Below are 25,002 nucleotides of genomic sequence, written 5' to 3'. Positions count from 1 at the left end.
ATGGCTGAGATCATTCGCATGCCCGAAGTGATGGCCGGAGCCACCGAGGCCGCCATCCAGTCCTGGCTCGTCGAGGAAGGCACCACCGTGACGGTGGGGCAGACCCTCGCCGAAATCGAGACCGACAAGGCGACCGTGGAGCTGTCGGCCGAGGCCGCCGGTACCGTCGGACGGCTCCTCGTTCCGGCCGGGGACAGTGTCGCCGTCGGCGACGCCATCATCGTGCTCGTCGCCGAGGGTGAAGGAGCCGACGCCATCGACGACGCCTTGCGCGCCGCCGGCGTCGCCGCCGCAGAATCCGCTCCCGCCGCCGAGCGCGCGCCGAACGGATCATCGTCGGCCGGCACCGCAGCCCAGCCCCCGGCCGAGGAAGCCCCCGGCGACCCGGAGCCCGACCCGATGGACGGATCCGGAGTGCGCACCGGTTCCACCGCCGATGCTGCGGCGGAGTCGGATGACTCCGGTGAGCGACTGTTCGCCAGCCCGCTCGTCCGCCGTCTCGCGGCCGAGCAGGGTGTCGCCCTCACCGACATCTCCGGCACCGGACCGCGTGGGCGCATCGTCCGGCGCGACCTCGAGCGGCACCTCGCGCAGCCTCCGGCCGCCGCCGAGGCGCCTGCAGCTCCGGCCGCCCCCGCCCCCGCCGCACCCAAGGCGCCGACGTCCTCCGCCGAGGGCGCCGCAACCTACGAAGACGTGCCCGTCGATCGGATGCGGCGCACCATCGCGCGCCGCCTCACCGAGAGCAAGTCGACGGTGCCGCACTTCTACCTCGTCGCGGACTGCCGCGTGGATGCGCTCCTGGAGCTTCGCAAGAGCGTCAACGAGTCGGCGCCGCGCAAGATCTCCGTCAACGACTTCGTGCTCAAGGCCGTCGCCGCGGCTCTGGTCGATGTTCCCGCCGCCAACGCGATCTGGAATGACGACAGCATCCGCCACTTCACGGGCGTCGACCTCGCGGTCGCCGTCGCCACCGAGGGCGGACTCACGACACCGGTCATCCGGGGCGTGGAGCGGCTGCCGCTGTCGCAGATCAGCGCCACCGTGGCCGACCTCGCCGAGCGTGCTCGTGCGGGCCGCCTCCGCCAGCATGAGCTGGAGGGCGGGAGCTTCTCGGTGTCGAACCTGGGCATGTACGGGACGGCGCAGTTCAGCGCCATCCTGAACCCGCCGCAGTCCGGCATCCTCGCCGTGGGCGCCGCCCGTCCGATGCCGGTCGTCGGCGCCGACGGTGAGCTGACCGTCGGGTCGGTGATGACCGTGACCCTGTCGGCCGATCACCGGGTGCTCGACGGTGCCATCGCCGCCGAGTGGCTCGCCGCGTTCCAGCGCCGCATCGAGAACCCGCTCAGCATCCTCGTCTGAGCTCCCCCGCCCCCTTCCCCTACCGCATTCTGAGAGGCGCCGCCGTGCCCACCATCCGCAGTGTCAACCCCGCGACCGGAGCCGAGCTCGGCATCTTCGAGGAGGACGACGACGCCGCCGTCGAGGCGAAGCTCGCCGCCGCGTCGGCCGCCGTTCCCGCACTCGCCGAGGCCGGCTGGGAGGCGCGGGCCACCTGGATGCGGGCAGCCGCCGACCTGCTCGAGTCCGAAGCCGAGGAGGTCGCCGCCGCGATCACCGCCGAGATGGGAAAGCCCATCGCGCAGTCGCGGGGCGAGGTGGCGAAGTCCGCGCGGGGGATGCGGTATTACGCCGACAACGCCCAGGAGTTCCTCGCGCCGCGGTGGCTGGAGAACCCGGGCGTCGTGGGAGCATCCGCGGCGGGTGCGCGGTACGAGCCGCTCGGCGTCGTGCTGGCCGTGATGCCCTGGAACTACCCGATCTGGCAGGTCGTGCGCTTCGCCGCGCCCGCGCTCATGGCCGGAAACGCCGGGCTGCTCAAGCACGCCTCGATCGTGCCGCGCTCGGCGCTGTACCTGGGTGAGCTGTTCACGCGTGCCGGGTTCCCCGAGGGCGCGTTCGCGACCCTCCTGGTCGGCTCGTCCCGTGTCGAAGCGGTCGTCCGCGACCCGCGGATCGCCGCGGTGACACTGACGGGGTCCGAGGGCGCCGGCCGCGCCGTGGGCCGCACCGCGGGAGATGTGCTGAAGAAGGTCGTGCTCGAACTCGGCGGATCCGACCCGTTCGTCGTCATGCCCTCCGCCGATCTCGACGGCGCGATCGCCACGGCTGTCTCGGCCCGCACGTCGAACAACGGTCAGGCCTGCATCAACGCCAAGCGCTTCATCGTGCACGAAGACGTCTACGACGCCTTCGCCGCGGGATTCGCCGAGCGGATGTCGGCTCTCGTGCTCGGTGACCCCGCCGACGAGTCGACCGAGATCGGACCGCTCGCCAGCGAGTCGGGCCTCCGCGACATCCTCGACCTCGTCGACGACGCGCGGGCGAAGGGCGCCGACATCCTCGCCGGCGGAGAGCGCCCGGGCGGCGAGGGCTGGTTCTACCCGCCCACGGTCGTTGCCGGCATCACGCCCGACATGCGCCTGTTCGCCGAAGAGGCCTTCGGCCCCGTCGCATCCCTCTACAAGGTCTCGTCGCTCGACGAGGCGCTGCAGATCGCCAACGTGCTCGACTTCGGCCTGGGTTCGGCGTTCTGGAGCACGGATGCGGCCGAGATCGATGCGGCCATCAGCGGCATCGAGTCGGGCGCCGTCTTCATCAACGGCATGACGATCTCGTACCCCGAGCTCCCCTTCGGCGGCATCAAGCGCTCGGGTTTCGGACGCGAGCTGTCGGCCGAGGGCATCCGCGAGTTCTGCAACCTCAAGACCGTCTGGGTCGCCTGACCCTTCCCGACCCCCCTCCTGTCGAGTCGCCAGCATCCGTCGCGTTCCAGCGAAAATTCGGACGGTTGTTGGCGACTCGACGGAGGGACTTCTCCTCCCCAGGGGTGGATGCCACGGGATAGTGCACCGGCGCCAGGCCGGCACCGCGACAGGCGAGGCCGCGAGGGCACGCTGGCGGGATGCTGCCACCTTCTGACCTGCCCGCCGCCTTCACCGTCGCCGACGGGCGGGCGTTCGGGCTGTCGGAGGGGCGGATGCGCTCGAGTGCCCTCGAGTCTCCGTTCTGGGGCACGCGCACGTCACGGGAGCTCGAGGACGAAGAGCGGCTCCGGCTGCTCTTGGCGGCCCTCCCGGGGCATGCCTTCGTCTGCGGGGCGACGGCCGGGGTCGTCCTCGGGCTGCCGCTTCCCGGGCCGCTTCAGGAGCGGGCACTGACGGAGCCGCTGGTCGGCGTCCCCCTCGAGCACAACCGCATCCGACGTCCCGGTGTGCGCGGCCGCGCTCTCGTCGTCGAGCCGGGGGATGTGGTCTCGGTGCGGGGCATGCGGTGCACGTCACCCGAGCGGACGTGGTGCGAGTTGGCGGGCGTACTCGGACTCGGCCAGCTCATCGCCGTCACCGATCGGCTCCTGTATTGGCGCGATCCGCTGTGCACGCGCGACGCGCTCGAACGCGCGCACCGTCGAGTCGGGCGAAGCCGCGGTGCCGCCCAGCGGCCGCTGGCGCTGGAGTGGAGCTCGTCGCGCGCGGAGTCGCCCCGGGAGTCCGAGCTGCGCGTACTTCTTCTCCAGGCCGGTCTCCCGACGCCGGAATGCAACGTCGACATCTTCGCCGGCCGCCGCTTCGTCGCTCGCGTCGACATGCTCTACCGGGAGGCAGGCCTGATCATCGAGTACGACGGCGACTACCACCGCGATCGGGACCAATGGAGCCGCGATATGTCGCGGCGGGCGGAGCTCGAGTCGCTCGGATACCGCGTCACCGTGGTGACGGCGCGCGACTTCGACGACCGCCCGGCGCTCATCGGCCGCATCCGCCGCCTTCTTCGCGCCCGTTCCTGACCGTCGACTCGCCACAATCCGTCGCTGTCGGGCCGGAGAACGGACGGTTTATGGCGACTCGACGGCGAGGAAGGCGTCGATGTCCGCGAGCTCGGACCGCAGTTCCCCAAGCGCTGATCGGGCTGCCGTGGCATCGCCCTCCCGCGCATGCGTCGACTCGCCAAGATCGGTCCTGAAACGCGCGAAAACCGCACGGATTATGGCGAGTCGACAGGCGGTCAGCCGTGCGGGAGAGGCCCCGCCGAGTCGCGGTCGCGCACGAACCAGATCGCGCGCACCTCGGTGTCGGAGTCGTTCCAGAACCGGTGCGGCTGCATCGACTCGAACACGATCGAGTCGCCCGGGCTGAGGTGCGCGATCGCGCCGGCCACCTCGACGCTCAGGATGCCGGTGAGCACGATGCCGTACTCCCGGCCTGCGTGATGGATGTGCTCGGGCGGCGCCGCCGTGCCCGGAGCGTAGATCACCTCGAGGAACTCCGCATCCGGCTCGCCCACGGCGGTGAGCCGGCTCCAGCGCGGACCCGAACTGAGCTTGATCGTGGGGTGGTTCTCGGCCCGCTGCACGATCCCCTCCGCCACGAGGTCGCGCGCCCCGTCGGGCGCCGGTTCCGCTGTGGTCTCCTCGGGGGCGGCGAGCAGGTCGCTCATCGACACCTCGAGCTCACTGGCCACGGCGTACAGGGCAGGCACGCTGAAGGCGCCGAGTCCGCGCTCGACCTGCGAGACGTGGCTGGCCGACAGCCCGATGCGGCGCGCGAGTTCGCGCACCGTCAGCCCCGCGGCCATCCGCGAGGCCCGCACGCGCTCGCCGACGAGGTCCCACGGGGTGTCGAGTTCGGGCACGCGGTTCAGTTCCGTCCGGGGAGGCGGCTCATCGCGTCCAGCACGTCGACGGCGTCGCGCAGCACACCGGAGGACTCGGGCGCCGACAGGGCGGGTCGGGCGTGTCCGGTGACGAACCACACGCCCTCGGCCGGGGCGGCGGAGTCGTTCACGTACAGGTGCGGACGCATCGAGTCGAAGCTGAAGGAGTCGCCCACGCCCAGCACGTAGGTGTCGAAGTCCAGCTTGAGCGTCAGCTCACCGCGCAGGATGTAGCCGAACTCCGTCCCCTCGTGGCGCATGTGGCTGTCATCGAGCGAACTGGCCGCCCCCGGCTGATACGTCACGTGCACCGCGTCGACCCCCGGCGCCGAGCCCGTGACGGCGAGCCCCCGCCAGGTGACGCCGTTGGTCATCGTGATCTCGGGCGCGTCCTCGCGGCGCTGCACCGGCTCGGCCGGCTCGCCGCGCCCGGGCGCTGCTGCTCCTCGCGGCGCCACCGAGCGGAGCGGTCCGTCGTGCAGGACGTCGTCCACCGACAGCCCGAGCCCGGTGACGATCGCCCAGAGGGTGCTCACCGACGGCTGGACTTTTCCGGTCTCCACCTGCGAGAGGAGGCTGGGCGAGATGGATGCCGCGGCTGCGGTGGCGCGCAGAGACAATCCGCGTGCCTGCCGCGCCTCGCGAATGCGTCCACCCAGTACTGCCGCCATGTCGTCCTCTCGCTGAGGGAAACCCTACCGATGACGGCTCAGTAGGGGTTCGCGACGAACAGGTCCTGCGCCGGGAATTTGGTGAGTACCTCGATCCCGTAGTCGGTCACGACGACCTCCTCCTCGATGCGGGCCGCGGAGATCCCATCCGATGCCGGGCAGTACGTCTCCATCGCGAAGACCATCCCCGCCTTCAGCTCCACCGGGTCTTTCATGGAGTTCAGCCGCGAAATGATCGGACGCTCATGCAGCCCGAGGCCGAGTCCGTGCGCGAACTGCAGCCCGAACGCGGCGAGCTCGTTCGCGAACCCGAAGTCCTCCGCCTTCGGCAGCACGGCGGCGACCTGATCCGACCCGACTCCGGGCCGGATCGCGTCCAGCGCCGCATCCATCCACTCGCGGGCCTGCTTGTAGGCGTCCTGCTGACTCTCCGTCGCCCAGCCCACCCCGAACGTGCGGTAGTAGCACGTGCGGTACCCGTTGAACGAATGGATGATGTCGAAGAAGGCCTGATCGCCGGGGCGGATGATGCGGTCGGTGAAGTTGTGCGGATGCGGATTGCAGCGCTCCCCCGAGATCGCGTTGACCGCCTCGACCTGGTCGCTGCCGTACTCGTACAGGCGCTTGTTCGCCAGTGCCACGATCTCGTTCTCGCGCACGCCCGGCTTGAGCGCCTCGGCGATGTCCTGGTAGACGCCGTCGACCATGGCGGCGGCCTGGTTGAGGAGCAGGATCTCGTCGGGGTTCTTGATGACGCGGGCATCCAGCATCGCCTGCTGAGCGTCGGCGACCCGCAAACCCTGCCGCTGCATTTCGAAGAGGAACGGCGGCTCGACGATGTCGAGCCCCACCGGAGCATCCGCGAGCCCCTCCGCCTTCAGCAGCGACACGATCTCGGCGACCGCGTCGCGCATGAGGCCAGCGCCTTCGGGGTCCACCGCACCGCGGAATCCGAGAAACCCGGCCCGGTAGTTCTCATCCGGCACCCAGTCGGAGTAGAGCTGGTGGTGCCGCACCGCCGAACCGAAGTCCCACAGGATCGGGTCGCGCCCCCGCATCAGCAGGGCGTAGCGGATCATCTTGTCGCCGAGCGCGCCGCCGATCCACGTCTGCGTCGTATAGCGGATGTTGTAGAAGTCGAACAGCAGGAAAGCTCCGCAGTCACTGGCCTCCAGCGCCGCCTTCGCCCGGTCGAGCCGGTACGAGCGCAGCCGGTCGAAGTCGACGCGCCGCTCGTAGTCCACGCCCGTCTGCCCGGGCGCCCCGATCGGCCGCACCCCCGCCGGCCGGACGGACGGACGCTCGAAGCGTCGCCCGGCCGAGCCGCCGTGGGAGTGACCATGACTCATGGCTGCGGGTCCAATCCGTCATCGACCGCCACGTTCTCGGCCTGCAGATCGATCCCGGACGCGACGGCGGCGCGCAGGATCATCGACGCGAAGTCCTGCTCGGTGTTCCCGGCGTTGACCTCTGTCGCGACGATCTCCCGGGTGATCGCCGTCACCGGCATGACGACGCCCATCTCCCGGGCGGCGGCCAGCCCGAGGTCGAGGTCCTTCAGCAGCAGCACGGGCGTGAACGTCGGCGCGAAGTCGAGGTTCACCAGCGCCGGCGACTTGTACCGGCTGTAGGGCGAGCCCATGACCGAGTCGTTGAGGAACTCCAGGAAGTCGGCCCGCTTCACCCCCGCCTTCTCGGCGAGGAGCGTGATCTCGACCATGTTCTGGATGACGACGCCGAGGAAGACGTTGTGGGCGATCTTCACGATCCGCGCCGCCTCCCCTTCGCCGACGTAGGTGACGCCGCGCCCCCAGGTCTCCAGCAGCGGCCGGACGAGGTCGAAGACCTCGCGAGGTCCGGATGCGGCGACGGTGAGCTTGCCCGCGGCGATCACCTTCGGGTTGCCCGACACGGGCGTCGCGAGGAAGCCCACGCCCCGTTCCTCTGCGGCCGCGCGGATGTGCGCGCTCATCTCCATCGAGACGGTGGACGAGTCGCCGATCGCGTGGGGCACCCGCTCGGGATCGGTGAGGAGGCCGCCGTCGCCGAGCATGACCTGCTCGAGGTCTTTCGACGCCGACACCATGACGAAGACCACGTCCCGACCGGCCAGGTCCACCGGCCGGTCCACGAGCGTCGCGCCCAGCTCCGCCAGCGGCTCGGCCTTGGCGCGCGTGCGGTTGTAGACCGCCACGTCGTAGCCCGCGTTCAGCAACCGGGTCGCCAGCTGCGTTCCCATTCGGCCCGCGCCGATCCAACCCACCGTGGGCTTGCTGTCCGTCATGTCGTCTCCTTCGGGTGATGCCGGCATGCGCCGGCAGAGGGGGGTGTGGTGTGGGTCACGCCGGGGCGGCGGCCACGACGTGGAACTCGAACCGCAAGCGCGGGTCCGTGGCCAGGCGCGTCACCTGCACGGTGGAACTGGTGGGGATGTGACCGCCGAACCAGTGCCCCTGGTGCTTGTTGACGATGTCCTGGTCGGCGTCGACGTCGGTGAAGAACCGGATCATGTTGACCACGTCGTGCCGCTCGCATCCCGCCGCCTGCAGGGCGAGATCGAGGTGATCGAAGGCGTTCTGCACCTGACCGGCGGCATCCATCGGCATCGCGTCGAACACCTCGGGGACGTGCGGGTGATCGTGGTACACCGGGGCGCCCGTGACGCCGCTGATGAAGACGAGACGGGCGTTGGACACGGTGCGGATGGCGGGGACGAAGGGGCTGACGATGGATGCGTCGTACCCGGCGTGGTGGATGATCTCGGCGTTGCCGACCCTCATCGGGGCGGGGATGGTCATGAGGGGTCCTCTCCTGCGGCGTTCTCTGCGTCGAGCACGCCGGCGTCGTGGGTGATGCGACCGGCCAGGACGGTGAGGTCGCTGCCGATGTCGCGGAGGTCGTCCTCCGCGCACGTGAACGGGTCCAGGGACGGCACGCACACGTCGCCGTCGTAGCCGGGGAGGAGCTTGCCCCGGTGCGCCTGCTCACCGGTGAACCAGGCGGCATCGCGGGTGTAGGCGGCGAGCGCCTCGGCTCGGGAGAGCCGGTGCCGCACGTCGCGCACGCCCCGGCCGCTGAGGGTGCCGCCGGTGACGAGCCACCAGATCGACGCCCACGGCGAGTACCAGTTGGCCCGCGTGGCGTCGGTCCCGGCGCCCACCACGATCCCGAGTTCGCGGAGATCCCCGAGCGGCGGGGCAGCGATCGTCGCTTCTTCGCCCCATGCGTGGACGTAGTCGCCGCCCTTGAGCAGGAGCCGGCTCTGCACGAGCACGCCGGCTTCCAGGCGCGCGAGGCGCTCGAGGTTCTCCCGGGATGCCTCGTCGGCGTGGACGATGGAGAATCCCGCTCCGCGCACGCCGCCGATCTCGCGCTCGATCTCCTCCCACGCGTCGAGGATGCGCCCGAGCGTGGCGTTCAGCACCGCGTGCACGCTCATGCGCCATCCGCGCTGCACGCACAGGCGCACGATCTCGACCAGCTCCCGGTAGGGGGCGTCGGCGATCTCGAACGCGTCGAACCCCTCCATGTCGTGGCAGCCCAGGTGGGGGATCTCGCCGACGCCGGCGACCTGCAGCATCTCGTCGCCGCTGCCGGGTTGAACGAGGGCCGTCAGCTGCTGGATGTTCTCGACTTCTCCCCCGCGGGTCCACGCCGAGATGTACAGCCGCGTACGCACGTCGAGTTCGCCGCGGCGCCACACGGCGTAGAGGGGGTCGTAGTCGCGCGGTGTGACCATCAGCCCGCCACCGTCGACGACGCCGGTGAGGCCGTACGCGGCGAACGCGGAGTTCATGCGGCGCACACCCTCCTCCGGGTTCCCCGCGTCGGCCAGGGCGAGGCCGGTCGGCACGGCGAACTCTCGCACGCCGTGCAGTTCTCCGGTGTCGGCGGGCAACCCCGCGGCGCGCAGCCCGGCGGTGTTGAGGATGCCGCGGTCGTAGAGCTCCTGCAGGTACACGGGGTTCTCCGGTGCCGCGTCATCCAGCTCGGCGCGGGTGGGGGCACGACCTTCGGCGAGCTGGCTCGAATGCCAGCCGCCGATCGCGCTCACCCACGCGCCGGGTCCGCGGCGCGTCGCCTCCTCGCGCACGCGTGCGAGCGATTCGTCGACGGAGCGCACGTCCTCCCAGTGCATCGTGCCGGCCCACGACACGCCGCCGCGCACGGCGTGGATGTGCGAGTCGTTGAGTCCGGGGAGGACCCGGCGCCCTCCGAGATCCACGACGCGACGGGCGAGCTCCGCATAGCGGGCGAGATCGGCGTCCGAGCCGATCGCCACGACGCGGCCGCCCGCGAGGGCGATGGCCTCGACCTCGTCCGGACCCTCGCCGGGCGCGGCGAAGGTCGAGATCCGCCCACCGCGCAGCACGAGGTCGACGAGCGGGAGGGCAGGGGGAAGCGTGGTGGTGGTCACAGCGGAACGGCTCAGATGCTCAGGTGGCGCTCGAGGAGCTGGTCGTCCGCACGCAACTCGGCGGGCTGGCCCGACCACGCGATCGTGCCGGAGTCGTCGATCACGATCACGTGCTCGGCGATGTCGAGGGCGAGGTCGACGTTCTGTTCGGCGATGAGGATGGACAGCCCCGAGGCCCGCAGGCCCTCGAGCCGGTCCTGGATGACGTCGAGGATGCTGGGGGCGAGGCCCTCACTCGGCTCGTCCATGATGAGCAGGCTCGGGTTCGTCATCAGCGCCCGTCCGATCGCGAGCATCTGCTGCTCCCCTCCGGAGAGCGAGCGGGCCATCGATCCCGAGCGCTCGGCGAGGCGGGGGAAGAAGTCGAACACCCGCTCGACGGTCCAGGGCTCCAGCTTCGTCTGGCGCCGGCGCGGGACGACCTTGAGGTTCTCCAGCGTCGTGAGCGACCCGAACACGCGCCGCCCCTGCGGCACGAGCGCGATGCCCGCGCGGGAGATGAGGTGGCTCGCCCGGCGGGTGATGTCGACCCCGTCGTAGACGATCGTTCCGCTGGAGACCGCCGGGGGCCGCAGACCGCAGATGGTGCGCACCAGCGTGGTCTTGCCCATGCCGTTGCGACCGAGGAGCGCGACGCTCTGTCCGTCGCCGACGGTGAAATCGACACCGTTGAGCACCTGCGCGGTGGCGTATCCGGCGCGCAGACCCGAGACCGAAAGAGTCACTTCTTGTCACGCCTTCCCAGGTAGATCTCCTTGACGGTGGGGTGGTCGCGGACCTCGTCCGGCGTCCCCGTCACGATGTGGTGACCGTTCTCCATGCACATCACCCGGTCGGTGAGCCCCAGGGCGAGGGTCATGTCGTGCTCGATGAGCAGGATCGGCAGCGTCCGGGGCAGTTCCTCGATCAGCCGGCGGAGCGTGGTCCGCTCGACCGCGGAGAGCCCCGCGGCAGGTTCGTCCAGCAGCAGCAGGCGCGGCTGGGTGACCAGCGCCATCGCGATCTCCAGCTGCCGCTGCTCGCCGTGCGAGAGGTCGGCGACGGTGTCGTCTCGGCGCCCGTACAGGCCCACCGATTCGAGCATCTCCGTGGACGTGCGGCTCACCTCGTCGCTGATGCCCTGCGTGCGCCAGAAGACGCGGGCCTTGGACGAGCCGCCGCGTGCGGCGACCCGCACGTTGTCCAGCACGCTCATTTCGCGGAACAGGTTCGACACCTGGAAGGTGCGCCCCACGCCGAGCCGCGCGCGGCGCGCCGTGCCCAGCCGCGTCACGTCGCGGCCGAACAGCGCGATCGTTCCGGCCGAGGGGGCGACGTCACCCGCGATCATCTTGAACAGCGTCGTCTTGCCGGCCCCGTTGGGTCCGATGACGCCCATCCGCTCGCCGGGAGCCAGCGTGAGCGAGATGTCGTCGACGGCCTGCACGCCGCCGTACCTCTTGCCCAGCCCGCTCACCACGAGCGCGGGGGCGGGGGCCCCGGACCCTCGCGGGTCCGGGGCCTTCGCCGTGGTCGCCTCGGTCACTACTCGAGTCCCTGGAAGGTCTGCGAGTAGGTCGGAAGCGCGAGCGCCTCCTCCGGGCTGCGTCCGAGCCACTGGTCGACGTCTTCGACCTCCGCGATCGGGACGTTGTACAGCAGGCCGTCGTCGAGCTTCTCGACCTCGCGGATGTACACCGGACCGATCGTGTTGTTGTACTCGTCCCACGAGACGCGGCCGAAGATGCTGTCTTCGAACGTGTACTCGGTGATGGCCGCCACGAGGTCTTCACCGGTGAGGAGACCCTGCTCCTCGAGCACGGAGGCGACGAGCGACGCGGTGACGTAGCCGCCGGCGGCGTAGGCGCCCGGCACGTTCCCACCGGAGAACTCCTTGTAGACGTCCACGAACTCCCGGACGACATCGCTGTCGCGGCCCTCGGCCCAGTAGCTGACCGACTTGAGACCGATGATCTGGTCGCCCATGGCGCGGAGCGTCCCCTGGTCGGCGGCGCAGCAGTTCATCAGCAGCTTGTCCATGTCCAGCCCCAGGCCCAGGTAGGCGTTGAGGAAGTTCGGACCGGGCGCGCCACCGGCGGTGGCGACGTAGACGATGTCGGCGTCGGCCGCCTGGATCTGCGAGGCGTACGTGGAGAAGTCGGTGGTGGAGTTGGGGAACCAGATCTGCTCCACGATCTCGCCGCCGTTGGCCTCGAAGCCCTGGGCGAACCCGGCGCACGACTCCCACCCGAAGGCGTAGTCGGCGCACAGCGTCACGGCCGTCTGCGCGTCGCCGTCGGTGGCCGCCCACTCGCCGCCGGCGAAGTTGGCCTGCGAGCCGCCCATCGATCCGGTGCGGACCGTGAGCTCGTTGGCGTTGCGCTGCGTGAGGTCATCGGATGCGGCGACCGGGTGCAGGTTCGGGATGCCGGCGCCCGCGGCGTACTCCGCGACGGCCAGCGCGGTGTTGGCGATCAGCGGGCCGACGATGACGTCGACCTGGTCCTGGTCCACCAGCTTGCTGGCCTTGGTGAGCGACGTCTCGGGGTTTCCGGCGTCGTCCTCGACGATGGTCTCCACCGTCACGCCGTTCACCTCGTTCCCGTTCGTCTCCCAGTACAGGTTCCAGCCGTCCACCATCTCCTGACCGGCGACGGCGAAGTTGCCCGTCGTCGGGGAGATGAAGCCGACCTTGAGCTCGCCGGTCGCCGACGCCTCCGTCGGGTCATCGCTCGGGGTCGCGGCACCCGGGGGGGCACACGCAGCCAGAGTCAGCGCCGCGGCCACGCCCAGAGCTGCGATCGCAGCCCCGCGACGGCTGCGCGTCGACATCATCGTTGAGGTCATTGCAGGTCCTTCCACTCTCACTCGTTGGTTGTTGCGGGTTCGGACACGGCGTGTCCCGGGGGTGCGCCCCGATCACCGGACTCGGGTGTCGAGCGGCGCGGGCGCCATCGGTTGATGAGCTTGCGCACGCTTCCGGCGATGCCTGCCCTCGCGAAGAGGATCACGAGGATGAAGATGAGGCCGAGGATCGTCGGCCAGCGGTCGACGTAGCTGGAGAGCACGTTCTCGACGAGAACGACCACGGCGGCACCGATGAGGGGGCCCAGCAGCGTGCCGATGCCGCCGAGGATCACCATCACGATCAGATGCACCGAGCGGTCCACACCCGCCGAGGAGGGGCTCACGAAGTGCGTGTGCCAGACCGACAGGAGGCCGGCCAGTCCTGCGACGCTGCCGGAGATCATGAACGCACCGAGCTTGTACGAGGCCACGCTGTACCCGAGGCTGCGCATCCGGCTCTCGCTGTCGCGGACCCCCCGCAGGCTCGCACCGAAGGGCGAGTTGCCGACGACCCACAGCGCCGCGGTCAGCACGACGAACACCGCCAGCACCACGTAGTAGAACATCCAGTAGGAGGACATCCACTCGGGCCGCTGGATGCCGGAGATGCCGTTCTCGCCGCCGGTGACGGAGGAGAAACGGAACGCCAGTCCGTAGATCAGCATCCCGACGGCAAGGGTCACCATGAGGAAATAGATCCCGTTGGTGCGCATGGACAGCAGGCCGTAGATCAGCGACACGATCACCGTGACGGCGAGGGCGATCAGCACCTGCATCCCCGGGTCCATGCCCTGGCGCGATGCCCACCCCGCGCCGTAGGCCGAGGCTGCCGCGATGCCGGCGTGGCCGAGGGACACCATGCCGCCCTGCCCCGCGAGGAAGTTGACGCTGGAAGCGAGGGTGGCGGCGATGAGGATGGTCGAGGTCAGCGACACCGCGAAGGTCGACGCACCGAGGTACGGCAGGGCGATGCCGATGGCCAGGACCACGGCGAGCAGGACGAGGTTGATCAGGAACATCCGGCGGTTGCGCGGGGCACCTGCGGTGCGAATGGTGCGTGTCTCGACGATGCGGTTGCTCATCACGCCGCCTTTCCGAAGAGGCCGGTCGGTCGCAGCACCAGCACGAGCGCCATGGGCAGGAAGATCGTGAAGTAGGCCAGCTCCGGGATCCACGCCTTGGCGAAGGCGTCGATGAGTCCGATCAGGACGCTGCCGACTGCGGCACCGGGGATGCTCCCCAGCCCGCCGATGATGATGACGACGAGGGCGTACAGCAGCACCTCGTTCTGCACCCCGGGGAGGATGCTCTGCACTCCGGCGCCGATGGTGCCGCCGATGGCGGCCAGGGCGGCCCCGACGATGAACATGCCGGTGAACACCCATCGGATGTTCACCCCCATCGCGGTGATGATCTCCCGGTCATCGACGCCCGCCCGCACGATCGCCCCGACCCGGGTCTTGTACTGCACGAGAGCCAGCGCGATGCCGATGACGAGGGCCACGCCGATCACGAAGATCCGGTACCAGGGGTAGACGAACCCGTCGATCATGAGGGCGCCGGGGATCTTCACCGTGTTGGGGAGGTTCTGCGGGTCTCCCCCGAAGAAGGCCAGGCACAGGTCTGCGATCACGAACGAGACGCCGATCGTCAGCAGGACCTCGGGCATTTCCTGTCCTCGCACGAAGCGCAGGAGCACCACCTCTACGAGGAAGGCGGTGACTCCGACGGCGACCATGGCGACGATCACCGCCACGAGGAGGTTGCCGGTCAGGGTCGCGATCACCACGCCGATGTAGCCGCCCAGCATGTAGAACGCGCCGTGGGCCATGTTGACGATCCGCATGAGGCCGAACACGAGCGTGAGGCCGCTGGCCAGGAGGAACAGAAGAGCACCGAAGCTCAGTCCGTTGAGCACTTGCTGTGCAAGGAAGACAGGTTCGAACACCGAGGGATCAGACCTTCCACGTCGTCGTGAATCGTCAGGAAATCGTGAGTGGGACTACGGGTATTGCTGGAATACGTGCGGGTTATCGATTACGGGTTTCGATGGAGCTAAGTGAAGCAACGGAAACTCCATCTGTCAACTTGCACTGCACAATTGTTCAGTTCACTGTTCAGTCTCGGGAACAGTGGGGTCGGACCGGCGGTCACTCCTCACGAACGCGATAGCGCACCCGCGCGACGGCACTGGTGGCCCCGAAGACGACGGCGCCGACCGCGCCGGCGGCGAAGAGCACGCCGAATGCGTCGCGGTCGAGGGCGACAGCCCCGAGAGCGGCGCCCAGTGCGCCGCCCAGCATGAGACTGATCGAGAACAGCGTCATTCCCAGCGCGCGGGAGTCCGAGGCCGCATCGGTCATCCACGTCTGGAGCGTCGTGTGCGCCAGCGCCCACGCCACCCCCATGAGCGCCGCGCCGGCCAGCACGGTCAGCGCCGACACCTGGGTCGTCAGCGCGAGGAAGGCCGCCGTGGCGCTGACCCCGCCGGCGGCCAGGAACACCCACGGCTTCACCCGCCCCACCACGAGCTTCATCAGCTGGCTGACCACCACCACCGTCACCCCGAAGGATGCGGTGACCAGTCCCGCGACGAAGACATCCTCCCCCGACTCCTGCAGGGCCACCGGGAGCAGGTTGAAGATCCCGATCAGGAGAGTGCCCTCCAGCGCCACCAGCGCGCACACCGACAGGGCCCACGGATTGCGTGCCAGACGCGAGACCTGCGCAAGGACGCGCTCGGTCCCCCGGCCCGGCGCCTCCGGCAGCAGAGCGAGGAACGGCACCAGCACCGCGGTCACGATGGCGAACCCGGCGAAGATCCACCGCCACGTGGTCACGGATCCGATCGCCCCGGCCGCGAGCGTCCCCACGGCCAGCCCCAACGCCGTTGCGGAGGCGAGGTTCGACATCGCCGAGGGCCGGCGGGCGAGGGGCAGCATGTCGCCCACGTAGGTCAACACGGCCGCGAAGGTGGCCGCGAACGCGCCGCCCGAGGCCGTTCGGGCCAGGATGAACCATCCGATGTCGGGTGCCAGAGCGCTCGCGAGATTGGCCAGCGCCGCCAGCGAGGTGGACAGCACCAGCACCCGCACACGCCCCCACCGCGTCGACAGGGGCCCCCAGATCAGCTGGAACCCCGCATACGCCAGGGCGTGCGCCGTGATGGCACCGGCGGCCACCGCGACACTCACACCCAGATCGCCCGCGATCCCCGGAACCAGCGGGAGGATCAGCGAGCGATCCAGGGTCGACCAGAAGATGACGAAGGGAAGGATGACTCCCGCAGGAGGACGACGCATGCCGGTTCCTCCGGTCCTCGGGCGTGCAGTCCGCGTCAGCTGATGCGCCAGCCGCGGTCGACGTTGAGCGTGTGCGCGCTGACCCCGCGGTTGAACAACAGGAACTTCGTCGCATCCACGACATCGGCCATCGTGGCCAGCTGACCACCGGGCGTGCGGTTCTCGTAGCCCGACAGCACGCCCTCCGGCTTATCGGCCCAGAAGGGGCTGTCGCCGATGATGCCGGGGTGCAGCGAGTTCACGCGCATGGGCGCGAGCTCGAGCGCGAGCGTGTTCATCAGGCCGTCGACGCCGCCGTTGATGCTCGACACCGTGGTCGACCCGGGGTACGGAGCATCCTTCGCGCGGCCTCCGAACAGGACGATCCCGGTGTCGACGGTCGGCGCCAGACGATCGAGCAGCGTGTGCACGGTCGCTGCGTATCCCACGAGCTTGAGCGTGACCAGGCGCACCGCGCGAGCGATGTTGTAGTCGCGGATGGTGTTGGCGTCACGCTCGATCGCCACCATCGCCAGTCCGTCCAGCGGGCCGATGCCGCGGAGCTGCTCGGCGATGCCCTCCGGCTCGGACACATCCAGGGCGACGCCCGTCGCGCCAGGGCCGATGCCGGCGGCCACCTCGTCGGCGGTCTCCTGGCTGCGGCTGGTGAGGATGACCGAGTCTCCCCCCGCCACCAGATCTTTGGCCAGCTCCAGTCCGATCCCCGACGAACCGCCGGCCACCAGAATCGTGCGTCCGCTCATGAATTCTCCTCCTCGAGTTTTTCCTGCAAGTACTCCCAGTCCCGCGCGAAGCGGTAGGCATGACGGGACGGCATCTGCGGCGACTGGGATTCCAGCCACCGCACCTCGGCGCCGGTCGCGGCGAAGGAGTGCACGCATCCCACGCCCGCCCACGCGATGTCGCCGGGGCCCAGCACGAATTCCTCGCCGTCGAACGTCGCCGCCACCTCGCCGTCGAGGATGAGATAGGCCTCCTCGAGCGGATGGTCGTGAGCGCCGGCGGTGCCGTCGGGCTCGTACTGCACCATGAAGAGCGTGCCCAGCGTCGCTCCCAGGTCGGAATCGACCATCATCTTCAGCGTGATTCCGCTGTAGACCAGAAGAGCGGTGCGCATGCTCGCCGAGACGGCGAGGAGCTCCTGGGACTGGCGGCCCGCATCCATGTGCTCGGTGCGGATGTTGCCGAACGACCGCATACGGGGGTCTCGCGTGTCGACGTCCACCGGAGCGGAGATGGGCAGTTCGCTCACGCGGTAGGTGTCGTGTCCGTGGCGGGCGCGGGCGGGCGGGGTGAGGAGGTCGGCCCACGCAGCGGCGGACTCACCGGAGCTGCGCCACGCGTGCGGCACGCCGATCGGCAGCACCCCGTAGTCCCCCGCGACGAGACGGACGGTCGCTTCGGGGGTCGCGAGGATCACCTCGCCCTCCAGGACGTGGAAGCTCTCCTCGAACGAGTGCACGTGGGTCGCGGTCCGCCCGCCGGGTTCCAGCCGCGTGATCCCGAAGTCGGTGTGGGCGGCGCCGTCGTCCTCGCCTACGCCGCGCCACCGGCTGACCCCGACCGCGCCGGGCGCGAGAGCGCCCGGGTCACGGTAGTCGGCGTCGCGGGCATGACGGACGACGAACCTCGACATGCGGGCCTCCTCGACCTTTCTCCCGCCGGCGCATCCTCGCGCGGCGGGTCCCCCTCGAGCGGGCGGCGCCCATCTCGAGTGTTCACTGTCACTAAACCCCATGTAAACGGTCACGCCCCATCGTTGTCAAGCGGAGCGGGTCGTTGCGCTCCCGGGCTCAGCGGCACGGGCGTCGTGCCGGCGCGGGGCCAGACGTCCGATCCGACGTCAGAGCCGCACGAGGGTGACGTCGCGCAGCATCCCGTCGTCGGCCACCGCCGTCAGGAAGGTGTGGTGGGGCTGGCGCCGCCGGTCGGTGGGCGAGCCGGGGTTCAGCAGTCGCAGTCCCCGTGGCGTCGTGGTGTCCCAGGGGATATGGCTGTGCCCGAAGACCAGCACGTCGGCATCGGGGAAGGCGGCCTCCATGCGCGCCTCCCGGCGCTGAGCCGGCCCCGTCTCGTGCACGACGGCCAGGCGCACGCCGTCGACCTCGCGCCGCGCGACCTCCGGAAGACGTGCGCGCAGGTCGGCGCCGTCGTTGTTGCCCCAGACCCCGAGCACGTCGCCGTGCGTTTCCAGCTCGTCCAGGACGGATGCGGTGACCCAGTCGCCGGCGTGGACGATGAGGTCTGCCGCATCCGCCGCCTGCAGAAGCGAGGCAGGAAGAGTCCGCGCCCGGGCGGGGACGTGCGTGTCGGAGATCAGCAGAAGACGCGTGGCCATGACTCAGAGCGTCCGGATGCGGCCGGGGGTCACGAGGCGCGGTCGCCGGGCGTCACGCCCTTCTCCGCCGGCGACACGAGCGACAGCGGATCGGCGATGTCCTCGAGCGATTTGCCCGCGGCGCTGACGCCGAACACCCCGGAGACGACGCCGCCGACGATCATGACGACCGAGCCCAGCACGTAGCCCCAGAACAGCGGCTGGCGATCGGTGCCGTCACCGATCAGGGCGCCGTAGAGGGCGGGGGCGACCGAACCGACGAGCTGACCGATGGAGAACACGTAGGAGATCACCTGGCTGCGCAGTTCGAGCGGGAAGATCTCGCTGACGGTGAGATACGCCGCCGACGCTCCCGCCGAGGCGAAGAAGAACGACGCGCACCAGAACGCCGTGTGGGTTCCGGCGCTCAGCACCCCGGCATTGAAGAGGAAGGCGCTCGTGAGCAGGATGAGCCCGGCGAGCACGTAGGTACCGAACAGCATCCGCCGCCGTCCCCACGTGTCGAAGAAGTGACCGAGGATCAGCGCTCCCGCGAGGTTACCGACGGCGAAGATGATGAAGTACTGCCCGGCCGAGGCCGGTGGCGTGTCGTAGAAGTTCTCCAGCACCAGGGCGTACGTGAAGAAGATGGCGTTGTAGAGGAACGACTGGGTGACCATCATCGTCACCCCCACGAGCGTTCGCCGTGGATACTGACGGAACAGCACCTTCGCGATCACGAGGAACGGCACCCGGCCATACTCCTTGACCGTGATGGCCTTCTTGTCATCCACCGGCTCGAACGTCTTCCCCTCCTCGCGGATGCGCTCCTCGATGCGGTCGACGTTGCGTTCGGCCTCGGCCTCCAGGCCGTGCGTCATCTGCCAGCGGGGGCTTTCGGGGATGTGGCGGCGGAGCCAGATGATGAGAAGCCCGAGGACCGGGCCGAGGAAGAAGCTCAGGCGCCAGCCGACGTCCTGCGGGAGCAGATCGGTGTTGAGGAAGAAGATGTTCGCCACGGCGCCGAGGGCCGCCCCGCCCCAGTACGTGCCGTTGATGGCGATGTCCACGCGTCCCCGGTACTTGGAGGGGATGATCTCGTCGATCGCCGAGTTGATGGCCGCGTATTCGCCGCCGATGCCTGCCCCCGCGACGAAGCGCCAGATGTAGAAGAACCACGGAGCGAACGCGAGCCCCGCGATGGCGCTTCCGGCGAGGTACACGACCAGCGACAGGATGAAGAGCCTCTTGCGTCCGAGCCGGTCGGTGAGACGGCCGAACACGAGGGCCCCGGCGACCTGGCCGAGGAGGTAGAAGGTGCCGGCGAGGCCGACTTCGAACGGCCCCATACCCAGGGTCTCGGCGTACCCGTTCGCCGCGACGATCTGCACCTCGAGGCCGTCGAGGATCCATGAGAAGCCGAGGCCCACGACGATCATCCAGTGGAATCGCGACCACGGCAGGCGGTCCAGCCGGGCGGGAACGAGCGACGTGACTTCCTTGACCTGCACGCCCGGCGACGACATTCGCGCACCCCTTCCGCGGGGCATCCCTCGCAACCCGCGGAGCTTTTTTACTCCCGCCGCCGATTCGGCGCCTCGGATTGACGTCCGCCACGCCGCGCGGTAATGCTGCGTCGCCTTGCTGTGGGCGAGCGCAACTGATTGAGTGAGGACATGACCCTCGCACCGATTTTCGACCGCGAGGGACGGGTCGCCGGATGGTACGAAGCCGACCGCCTGTACTCTCCAACCGGCTCCGTCGTGGGCTGGCAGCGCGACGGCGCCGTGTACGCCTCCAATGGCAGCCACGTCGGATGGCTGGAACGCGGACAATTCCGCGACGCCTCCGGATGCGTGGTGGCCTGGATCGACGGGTCGCTGGGCCGGCCGGAGAAGCCCCCGGCCGAGATGGCGGGGCGCGGGCCGGCGGCCGACCCCTCCCCGATCCGGCCGAGCTTCTCCCGACGGATGGGGCGCGTACCGTTCGTGCCGCGCTGGAGCGCGAGCGACTGGAACGCCTACCTGGGCTGACCGGCCGAAGCGGTCTAACGCCCGCGGAACGCGGGCTTGCGCTTCTCGCCGAACGCAGCGAAGCCCTCGCGGTAGTCGTCGGTGTCGCGGAGCGCGGCCTGTGCTGCGTTCTCGGCCGCCATCGCCTGCCACAGCCCCGCGCGCTCGTCGCGGAGCGCGGCGATGATGCGCTTGCTGGCCACGAACGCGGCGGTCGGACCGGATGCTGCGGCTCGGGCCGCGGCATCCGTGGCGTCCTCGACCTCGTCGGCGGGCAGACTGCGGGAGAACAGACCGAGGCGGACCGCCTCCTCCCCCGCCAGGAGACGGCCGGAATAGATGAGGTCGAACGTGCGGTGCGCGCCGAGCCGCTCGTAGAAGAGGGCGTGCCCCCCGGAGTCGAGCGTCGCCCCGAGCGCCGCGAAGGGGGAACCGACCTTGGCGGTGTCGGCGATGTACACCACGTCGGTGGCGATGAGGAGCCCCAGCCCGACGCCCAGGCACGCACCGTGCGCCGCGGCGAAGGTCGGTGCCGGAAAGGCGGCCATCCGCCGGAGCAGCGGGGCGAGCAGCCCGTCGAGGAAGCCGCTCACGTCGTCTTCGGCAGGATCCACGCCGGAGATGTCCCGCCCGGCGCAGAACGCCCGGCCCTCGCCGCGCAACACGAGGGCACGTACGCCGGCCCGCTCGGCGTCCGCGTACGCCGCATCCAGGTCTCGGAGCGCCTGCTCGTCCAGGGCGTTGAGCCTGCCGGGGTTGTTCAGCACCACGTGGGCGACGCCGTCGAGGATGTGCGAGTCGATCATGGGCGCCTCAGTTGTCGTAGTCGACCGTGACCCGGTCGGAGGTGGGATGCGACTGGCAGGTCAGCACGTAGCCCCGCTCGAGCTCATCGGGTTCGAGGGCGTAGTTCTCCGTCATCGTGACCGACCCGGTCAGCACGCGCGCGCGGCACGTGCCGCACACCCCGCCCGCGCACGCGAACGGCACGTCGGGGCGGACGCGAAGCGCCGCATCCAGGATCGACTCCCGCGCGCTGATGGGCGATTGCACGCTGGCCGACTGCCCGCCGAGCGTGAAATCGATCGTGTGGACGGGCTCGTCCTCGCGCACCACCACGGGCGGCCGCGGGCCGGAGGGGGCATCGTTCTCCCCCGTCGTGAACAGCTCGTAGCGCACGTGCTCACGGTCGACGCCCACCCCGGCGAGGGTGTCACGGCACAGCTGGACCAGCTCGAACGGCCCGCACAGGAACCACTCGTCGATCGTGCCGGGGACGACGAGTCCGTCGAGGATGCGGCGGAGCCTGTCCCCGTCGATGCGGCCCGAGAGCACGGGAGCGGCCCGCTGCTCGCGGGAGAGGACGTGATGAAGGGCGAACCGCGTGGGGTGGCGGTCTTTGAGATCGGCGAGTTCCTCGAGGAACATCACGTCCTGGGTGGAGCGGTTGGTGTAGACGAGGGTGAACTGCGCCGTCGCCGAGCGGGCGAGCACGGCGGTCGCCAGCGCCATGAGCGGCGTGATGCCGGAGCCGGCGGCGATGGCGGCCACGTGCGCGCCGTCGAGGTCGGCGAGCGTCGTGGTGAAGGTGCCCTGCGGGCTCATCACGTCGATCTGATCGCCCGGATGAAGTTCCGTTTGGGCCCAGGCCGAGAACCACCCGCCGGTGTTGCGCTTGATCGCCACGCTCACCGAGCCGGGCGTCGGCGGCCGGCACAGCGAATACGACCGCCGCGCCTCGTGCCCCTCGATGCGGGCGCGGAGCGCCACGTACTGCCCGGGCAGGTAGTCGTACTCCGCGATCAGCTCGTCCGGAACGGCGAAGGTGACCTCGATCGACTCGTCGGTCAGCGGCCGCACCTCCGCCACCCGCAGTGCGTGGAAGCGCGCACGTCTCCGCGTCGAATCCGGGGCCCCGCCCACCGCGCTGTGCAGCAGCGCGCCGGCGACCGTCTCGGAGACGGACCGGGTGGATGACGGCGCCATCAGTGCACCTTGAAGAAGTCGAACGGTTCCAGGCATGCGCGGCATTCGTACAGCGCCTTGCACGACGTCGATCCGAAACGGGTGACCTCGCGCGTGTTCAGCGACCCGCACCGCGGGCACTTCACCCCCAGCGAGACCCGCACGGGGCCGGCGGCCGCACCCGCGTTGCCGGCCGGCGGCGCGATGCCGTACGCGGTGAGCTTGCGCTTACCCTCGTCGCTCATCCAGTCGGTGGTCCACGCCGGCGCCAGCACCAGCCGCACGTCCACGCGGCCGTACCCTGCCGCCGAGAACGCGAGGGTGAGGTCGTCGCGGATCGTGTCCATGGCGGGGCATCCCGAATACGTGGGTGTGATCGTGACGACAACCCGATCACCGTCGTCCTGCACGTCGCGGAGGATGCCGAGGTCTTCGATCGTGAGAACGGGCACCTCCGGGTCGCACACCCGCGCGGCGATGTCCCAGGCACGGTTCCTCGCCGGTTGCTGAGCCTGTTCCTCCGGTTGCTGAGCGTCTCGAAGCATCACCATGTCGCCCCCGGATGCTGACGGGCGAGCACCTGCATCTCGGCGAGCAGGTAGCCCAGGGTCGAGAAGTGCGCACCGCTGCGCCCCCGGGCCATCGCCGGCGGCAGCGCGGGAACGTCGAGCTCCGCTTCGGCGAACACCTCGGCGATGACGCGGTCGAACGCCGGCCGAAGGGTCGAGGGACGCACGGCGACCCCCTGGAGCCGGTCGATGAGTGGCTCGTCGCGGAAGAGCTCATCGACGTACGGCCAGATGTCGGCCAGGGCGGCGAGCATCCGGCGGCGGGACTCCTCGGTACCGCCGGCCAGGCGCAGCGTCCACTGCACGGCGTGATCGCGGTGGTAGTCGACCTCCTTGACCGCTTTCGCCGCGATCGCGGCCAGCGTCGCGTCGGCGGACGTCGTCAGCGCGCCGTACAGCTCGAACATGTAGACGGATGCCGCCAGCTGCCGGGCGATCGTGTGCGCGAAGTCGCCGTTGGGCTGCTCCACCAGCCAGGTACTGCGGAACTCGCGTTCGTCGCGCCAGTACGCGAGGTCGTCCTCCGAGCGTCCGTCGAACGTTCCGGCGTAGCGCAGGAGCGAACGCGCGTGGCCGAGGAGGTCGAGGGCGATGTTCGCCAGCGCCACATCCTCCTCGAGCTCGGGTGCGCGCGCGACCCACCAGCTGAGCTGCTGCGACAGGATGAGTGCGTCGTCGCCGAGCCACAGCGCGTACTCCGCGACATCCGCCGAGCCGGCCCGGCCGCCCTCCCCCGTGAGCTCGGCCGAGAGTTCGATGCCGTCGACCGTGACGGATCCGTGCGGGTCGACGTCCGCGACATCCCCCGGTCCCGGAGCCCCGACCGGTCCCTGAGCCCCGCCCGGTCCCTGAGCCTGTCGAAGGGAAGTCATAGGTGCGGCACCCCCTCGGACGCGGTGTAGTACGCCGCGTGACGGTAGTTCTTGCCCGCCGGGCTCTCGAAGAACGCGCCTTTGGCGTCCGGATCGCTCGTCGTGATCGCCTCGGCCGGCACGACCCAGATCGACACGCCCTCGTTCCGGCGCGTGTACAGGTCGCGGGCGTTGCGCACGGCGAGGTCGGCGTCGGGTGCGTGCAGCGATCCGGCGTGCACGTGGCTGAGGCCGCGCTTGGCGCGGATGAAGACTTCCCACAGGGGCCACTGCTCGGCCGGGGATGCCCCAGGGCTGGCCATCACGCCACCTCGCGGGTCTCGGCTCGCTGTGCCTGCTTGCGCGCGTACTCGGCCGCCGCCTCGCGCACCCACGCGCCTCCCTCGTGCGCCTCCCGGCGGTGCTGCAGGCGGACGGCGTTCATGGGTCCGCGGCCGGCGAGGATCTCGTGGAACTCCGTCCAGTCGATCTCGCTCATGTGCCAGCGTTGCGCCCCCTCATCCCAGCGCAGTTCGGGGTCGGGAAGGGCGACGCCCAGCGCCTCAGCCTGCGGAACGAGCATCCCGACGAAACGCTGACGCAGGTCATCGTTGGAGAACCGCTTGATCTTCCACTCCATCGACTGCGCGGAGTTGGGCGATTCGTCGTCGGGCGGGCCGAACATCATCAGGCTCGGCCAGTACCAGCGGTCCACCGCATCCTGCGCCATCTCCCGCTGCGCGTCGGTGCCCTGCATGAGCGTGAGGAGGATCTCGAACCCCTGCCGCTGGTGGAAGGACTCCTCCTTGCAGATGCGCACCATGGCACGCCCATAGGGGCCATAGGACGCGCGGCACAGCGGCACCTGGTTGCAGATCGCCGCCCCATCGACCAGCCAGCCGATCGCCCCCATATCGGCCCACGTGGGCGTCGGGTAGTTGAAGATCGAGGAGTACCTGGCCTTGCCGTCGATGAGCTGCTGCGTCATCTCCTCCCGCGCGGCACCGAGGGTCTGCGCCGCCGAGTACAGGTAGAGCCCGTGGCCCGCCTCGTCCTGCACCTTCGCGATGAGGATCGCCTTGCGCTTGAGGCTCGGCGCACGTGTGATCCAGTTGCCCTCCGGCTGCATGCCGATGATCTCGGAATGCGCGTGCTGGGAGATCTGCCGCACGAGCGTCTTGCGATAGGCGGCCGGCATCCAGTCGCGCGGCTCAACCCGGGATTCGGCGGCGATGATCTCGTCGAAGGCCGCCTGCGCCTCGGCCTCTTCGTCGGGCAGCATGGTGGCGTCGGTTGCCGTCGTCATCATCGACTCCTTTACAGAACGATCGTTCAGTTACTCTACCGGCCGCCGGC

Annotated in this window: 26 protein-coding genes; 4 read left to right on the top strand and 22 right to left on the bottom strand. The window is 69.9% G+C overall.

Annotated elements, in window-relative coordinates; genetic code table 11:
- The 3 genes from AC2DFQ_RS05565 to AC2DFQ_RS05555 all read left to right on the top strand — a co-directional run bounded on the left by AC2DFQ_RS05565 (position 1) and on the right by AC2DFQ_RS05555 (position 3,850).
- A complete protein-coding gene (locus tag AC2DFQ_RS05565) occupies positions 1–1,365 on the top strand; it encodes a dihydrolipoamide acetyltransferase family protein (RefSeq protein ID WP_484533204.1) in 1,365 nt (454 codons plus the stop codon).
- Between the two features lie 44 nt (positions 1,366–1,409).
- On the top strand, positions 1,410–2,789 hold the full coding sequence (locus AC2DFQ_RS05560) for an aldehyde dehydrogenase family protein (protein WP_484533203.1): 1,380 nt from the start codon (positions 1,410–1,412) through the stop codon (positions 2,787–2,789).
- Positions 2,790–2,968: 179 nt separating this feature from the next.
- Positions 2,969–3,850: an endonuclease domain-containing protein gene (locus AC2DFQ_RS05555; protein ID WP_484533202.1), complete on the top strand. Its 882-nt coding sequence runs from the start codon at positions 2,969–2,971 to the stop codon at positions 3,848–3,850.
- Positions 3,851–4,068: 218 nt separating this feature from the next.
- Here AC2DFQ_RS05555 and AC2DFQ_RS05550 read toward each other — a convergent pair whose 3' ends face one another.
- The 16 genes from AC2DFQ_RS05550 to AC2DFQ_RS05475 form a co-directional block, all read right to left on the bottom strand.
- A complete protein-coding gene (locus AC2DFQ_RS05550; protein ID WP_484508197.1) occupies positions 4,069–4,695 on the bottom strand; it encodes a cupin domain-containing protein in 627 nt (208 codons plus the stop codon).
- Positions 4,696–4,700: 5 nt separating this feature from the next.
- Complete coding sequence (locus AC2DFQ_RS05545) at positions 4,701–5,387, bottom strand: cupin domain-containing protein (RefSeq protein WP_484533201.1); 687 nt, start codon at positions 5,385–5,387, stop codon at positions 4,701–4,703.
- 38 nt (positions 5,388–5,425) lie between these two features.
- On the bottom strand, positions 5,426–6,736 hold the full coding sequence (locus AC2DFQ_RS05540; RefSeq protein ID WP_484508195.1) for a M24 family metallopeptidase: 1,311 nt from the start codon (positions 6,734–6,736) through the stop codon (positions 5,426–5,428).
- Entirely contained in the window at positions 6,733–7,671 is a 939-nt protein-coding gene (locus AC2DFQ_RS05535) for an NAD(P)-dependent oxidoreductase (protein ID WP_484533200.1), read from the bottom strand. Before AC2DFQ_RS05535 ends, AC2DFQ_RS05540 begins: the two co-directional genes overlap by 4 nt.
- Positions 7,672–7,726: 55 nt before the next feature.
- Positions 7,727–8,185: a RidA family protein gene (locus tag AC2DFQ_RS05530; protein WP_484533199.1), complete on the bottom strand. Its 459-nt coding sequence runs from the start codon at positions 8,183–8,185 to the stop codon at positions 7,727–7,729.
- Entirely contained in the window at positions 8,182–9,804 is a 1,623-nt protein-coding gene (locus AC2DFQ_RS05525; RefSeq protein WP_484533198.1) for an amidohydrolase, read from the bottom strand. Before AC2DFQ_RS05525 ends, AC2DFQ_RS05530 begins: the two co-directional genes overlap by 4 nt.
- A gap of 11 nt (positions 9,805–9,815) precedes the next feature.
- Positions 9,816–10,529 (bottom strand): ABC transporter ATP-binding protein, encoded by a 714-nt coding sequence (locus AC2DFQ_RS05520; protein WP_484533197.1) that lies wholly within the window; start codon positions 10,527–10,529, stop codon positions 9,816–9,818.
- Positions 10,526–11,329 carry an ABC transporter ATP-binding protein gene (locus AC2DFQ_RS05515; protein WP_484508190.1) on the bottom strand — a complete coding sequence of 268 codons (804 nt, stop codon included), beginning with the start codon at positions 11,327–11,329 and terminating at the stop codon, positions 10,526–10,528. The genes AC2DFQ_RS05520 and AC2DFQ_RS05515 overlap by 4 nt, the downstream gene beginning before the upstream one ends.
- Positions 11,329–12,630 (bottom strand): ABC transporter substrate-binding protein, encoded by a 1,302-nt coding sequence (locus AC2DFQ_RS05510; RefSeq protein ID WP_484508189.1) that lies wholly within the window; start codon positions 12,628–12,630, stop codon positions 11,329–11,331. Before AC2DFQ_RS05510 ends, AC2DFQ_RS05515 begins: the two co-directional genes overlap by 1 nt.
- Positions 12,631–12,647: 17 nt before the next feature.
- A complete protein-coding gene (locus AC2DFQ_RS05505) occupies positions 12,648–13,712 on the bottom strand; it encodes a branched-chain amino acid ABC transporter permease (protein WP_484508188.1) in 1,065 nt (354 codons plus the stop codon).
- Positions 13,712–14,578 (bottom strand): branched-chain amino acid ABC transporter permease, encoded by an 867-nt coding sequence (locus AC2DFQ_RS05500; RefSeq protein ID WP_484508187.1) that lies wholly within the window; start codon positions 14,576–14,578, stop codon positions 13,712–13,714. Before AC2DFQ_RS05500 ends, AC2DFQ_RS05505 begins: the two co-directional genes overlap by 1 nt.
- Before the next feature lie 202 nt (positions 14,579–14,780).
- The gene (locus tag AC2DFQ_RS05495) at positions 14,781–15,932 is read right to left on the bottom strand and encodes an MFS transporter (protein WP_484533196.1); all 1,152 of its coding nucleotides are present in this window, start codon (positions 15,930–15,932) and stop codon (positions 14,781–14,783) included.
- Between the two features lie 35 nt (positions 15,933–15,967).
- A complete protein-coding gene (locus AC2DFQ_RS05490) occupies positions 15,968–16,675 on the bottom strand; it encodes an SDR family NAD(P)-dependent oxidoreductase (RefSeq protein WP_484508185.1) in 708 nt (235 codons plus the stop codon).
- Positions 16,672–17,568, bottom strand: a complete 897-nt coding sequence (locus AC2DFQ_RS05485) for a cupin domain-containing protein (protein ID WP_484533195.1) — start codon at positions 17,566–17,568, stop codon at positions 16,672–16,674. The genes AC2DFQ_RS05490 and AC2DFQ_RS05485 overlap by 4 nt, the downstream gene beginning before the upstream one ends.
- 207 nt (positions 17,569–17,775) lie before the next feature.
- Positions 17,776–18,270 (bottom strand): metallophosphoesterase family protein, encoded by a 495-nt coding sequence (locus AC2DFQ_RS05480; protein WP_484533194.1) that lies wholly within the window; start codon positions 18,268–18,270, stop codon positions 17,776–17,778.
- A 29-nt stretch (positions 18,271–18,299) separates the two neighbouring features.
- The gene (locus AC2DFQ_RS05475; protein ID WP_484533193.1) at positions 18,300–19,775 is read right to left on the bottom strand and encodes an MFS transporter; all 1,476 of its coding nucleotides are present in this window, start codon (positions 19,773–19,775) and stop codon (positions 18,300–18,302) included.
- Positions 19,776–19,925: 150 nt separating this feature from the next.
- Here AC2DFQ_RS05475 and AC2DFQ_RS05470 point away from each other — a divergent pair, with 150 nt between their 5' ends.
- Complete coding sequence (locus tag AC2DFQ_RS05470) at positions 19,926–20,282, top strand: 4-fold beta flower protein (protein WP_484508181.1); 357 nt, start codon at positions 19,926–19,928, stop codon at positions 20,280–20,282.
- 14 nt (positions 20,283–20,296) lie between these two features.
- On the opposite strand, the gene AC2DFQ_RS05465 is transcribed toward AC2DFQ_RS05470, so the two are convergent.
- From AC2DFQ_RS05465 to paaA, 6 genes are read right to left on the bottom strand one after another with little or no spacing between them, the layout of a single operon-like run.
- On the bottom strand, positions 20,297–21,067 hold the full coding sequence (locus AC2DFQ_RS05465) for an enoyl-CoA hydratase/isomerase family protein (protein WP_484533192.1): 771 nt from the start codon (positions 21,065–21,067) through the stop codon (positions 20,297–20,299).
- 7 nt (positions 21,068–21,074) lie between these two features.
- A complete protein-coding gene (paaE, locus tag AC2DFQ_RS05460) occupies positions 21,075–22,247 on the bottom strand; it encodes a 1,2-phenylacetyl-CoA epoxidase subunit PaaE (RefSeq protein ID WP_484533191.1) in 1,173 nt (390 codons plus the stop codon).
- Positions 22,247–22,771, bottom strand: coding sequence for a 1,2-phenylacetyl-CoA epoxidase subunit PaaD (gene paaD / locus AC2DFQ_RS05455; RefSeq protein WP_484533540.1), 525 nt, complete (start codon positions 22,769–22,771; stop codon positions 22,247–22,249). The genes paaE and paaD overlap by 1 nt, the downstream gene beginning before the upstream one ends.
- Positions 22,771–23,667, bottom strand: a complete 897-nt coding sequence (paaC, locus tag AC2DFQ_RS05450) for a 1,2-phenylacetyl-CoA epoxidase subunit PaaC (RefSeq protein ID WP_484533190.1) — start codon at positions 23,665–23,667, stop codon at positions 22,771–22,773. Before paaC ends, paaD begins: the two co-directional genes overlap by 1 nt.
- Positions 23,664–23,969, bottom strand: a complete 306-nt coding sequence (gene paaB / locus AC2DFQ_RS05445) for a 1,2-phenylacetyl-CoA epoxidase subunit PaaB (RefSeq protein ID WP_484508176.1) — start codon at positions 23,967–23,969, stop codon at positions 23,664–23,666. Before paaB ends, paaC begins: the two co-directional genes overlap by 4 nt.
- Positions 23,969–24,952, bottom strand: a complete 984-nt coding sequence (paaA, locus tag AC2DFQ_RS05440) for a 1,2-phenylacetyl-CoA epoxidase subunit PaaA (RefSeq protein ID WP_484533189.1) — start codon at positions 24,950–24,952, stop codon at positions 23,969–23,971. Before paaA ends, paaB begins: the two co-directional genes overlap by 1 nt.
- Between the last annotated feature and the right edge of the window lie 50 nt (positions 24,953–25,002).

The organism is Microbacterium sp. Z11_20 (assembly GCF_057197605.1).
Note: the sequence above shows the minus strand (reverse complement) of the source record. Positions and strands in the feature narration are given on the sequence as shown.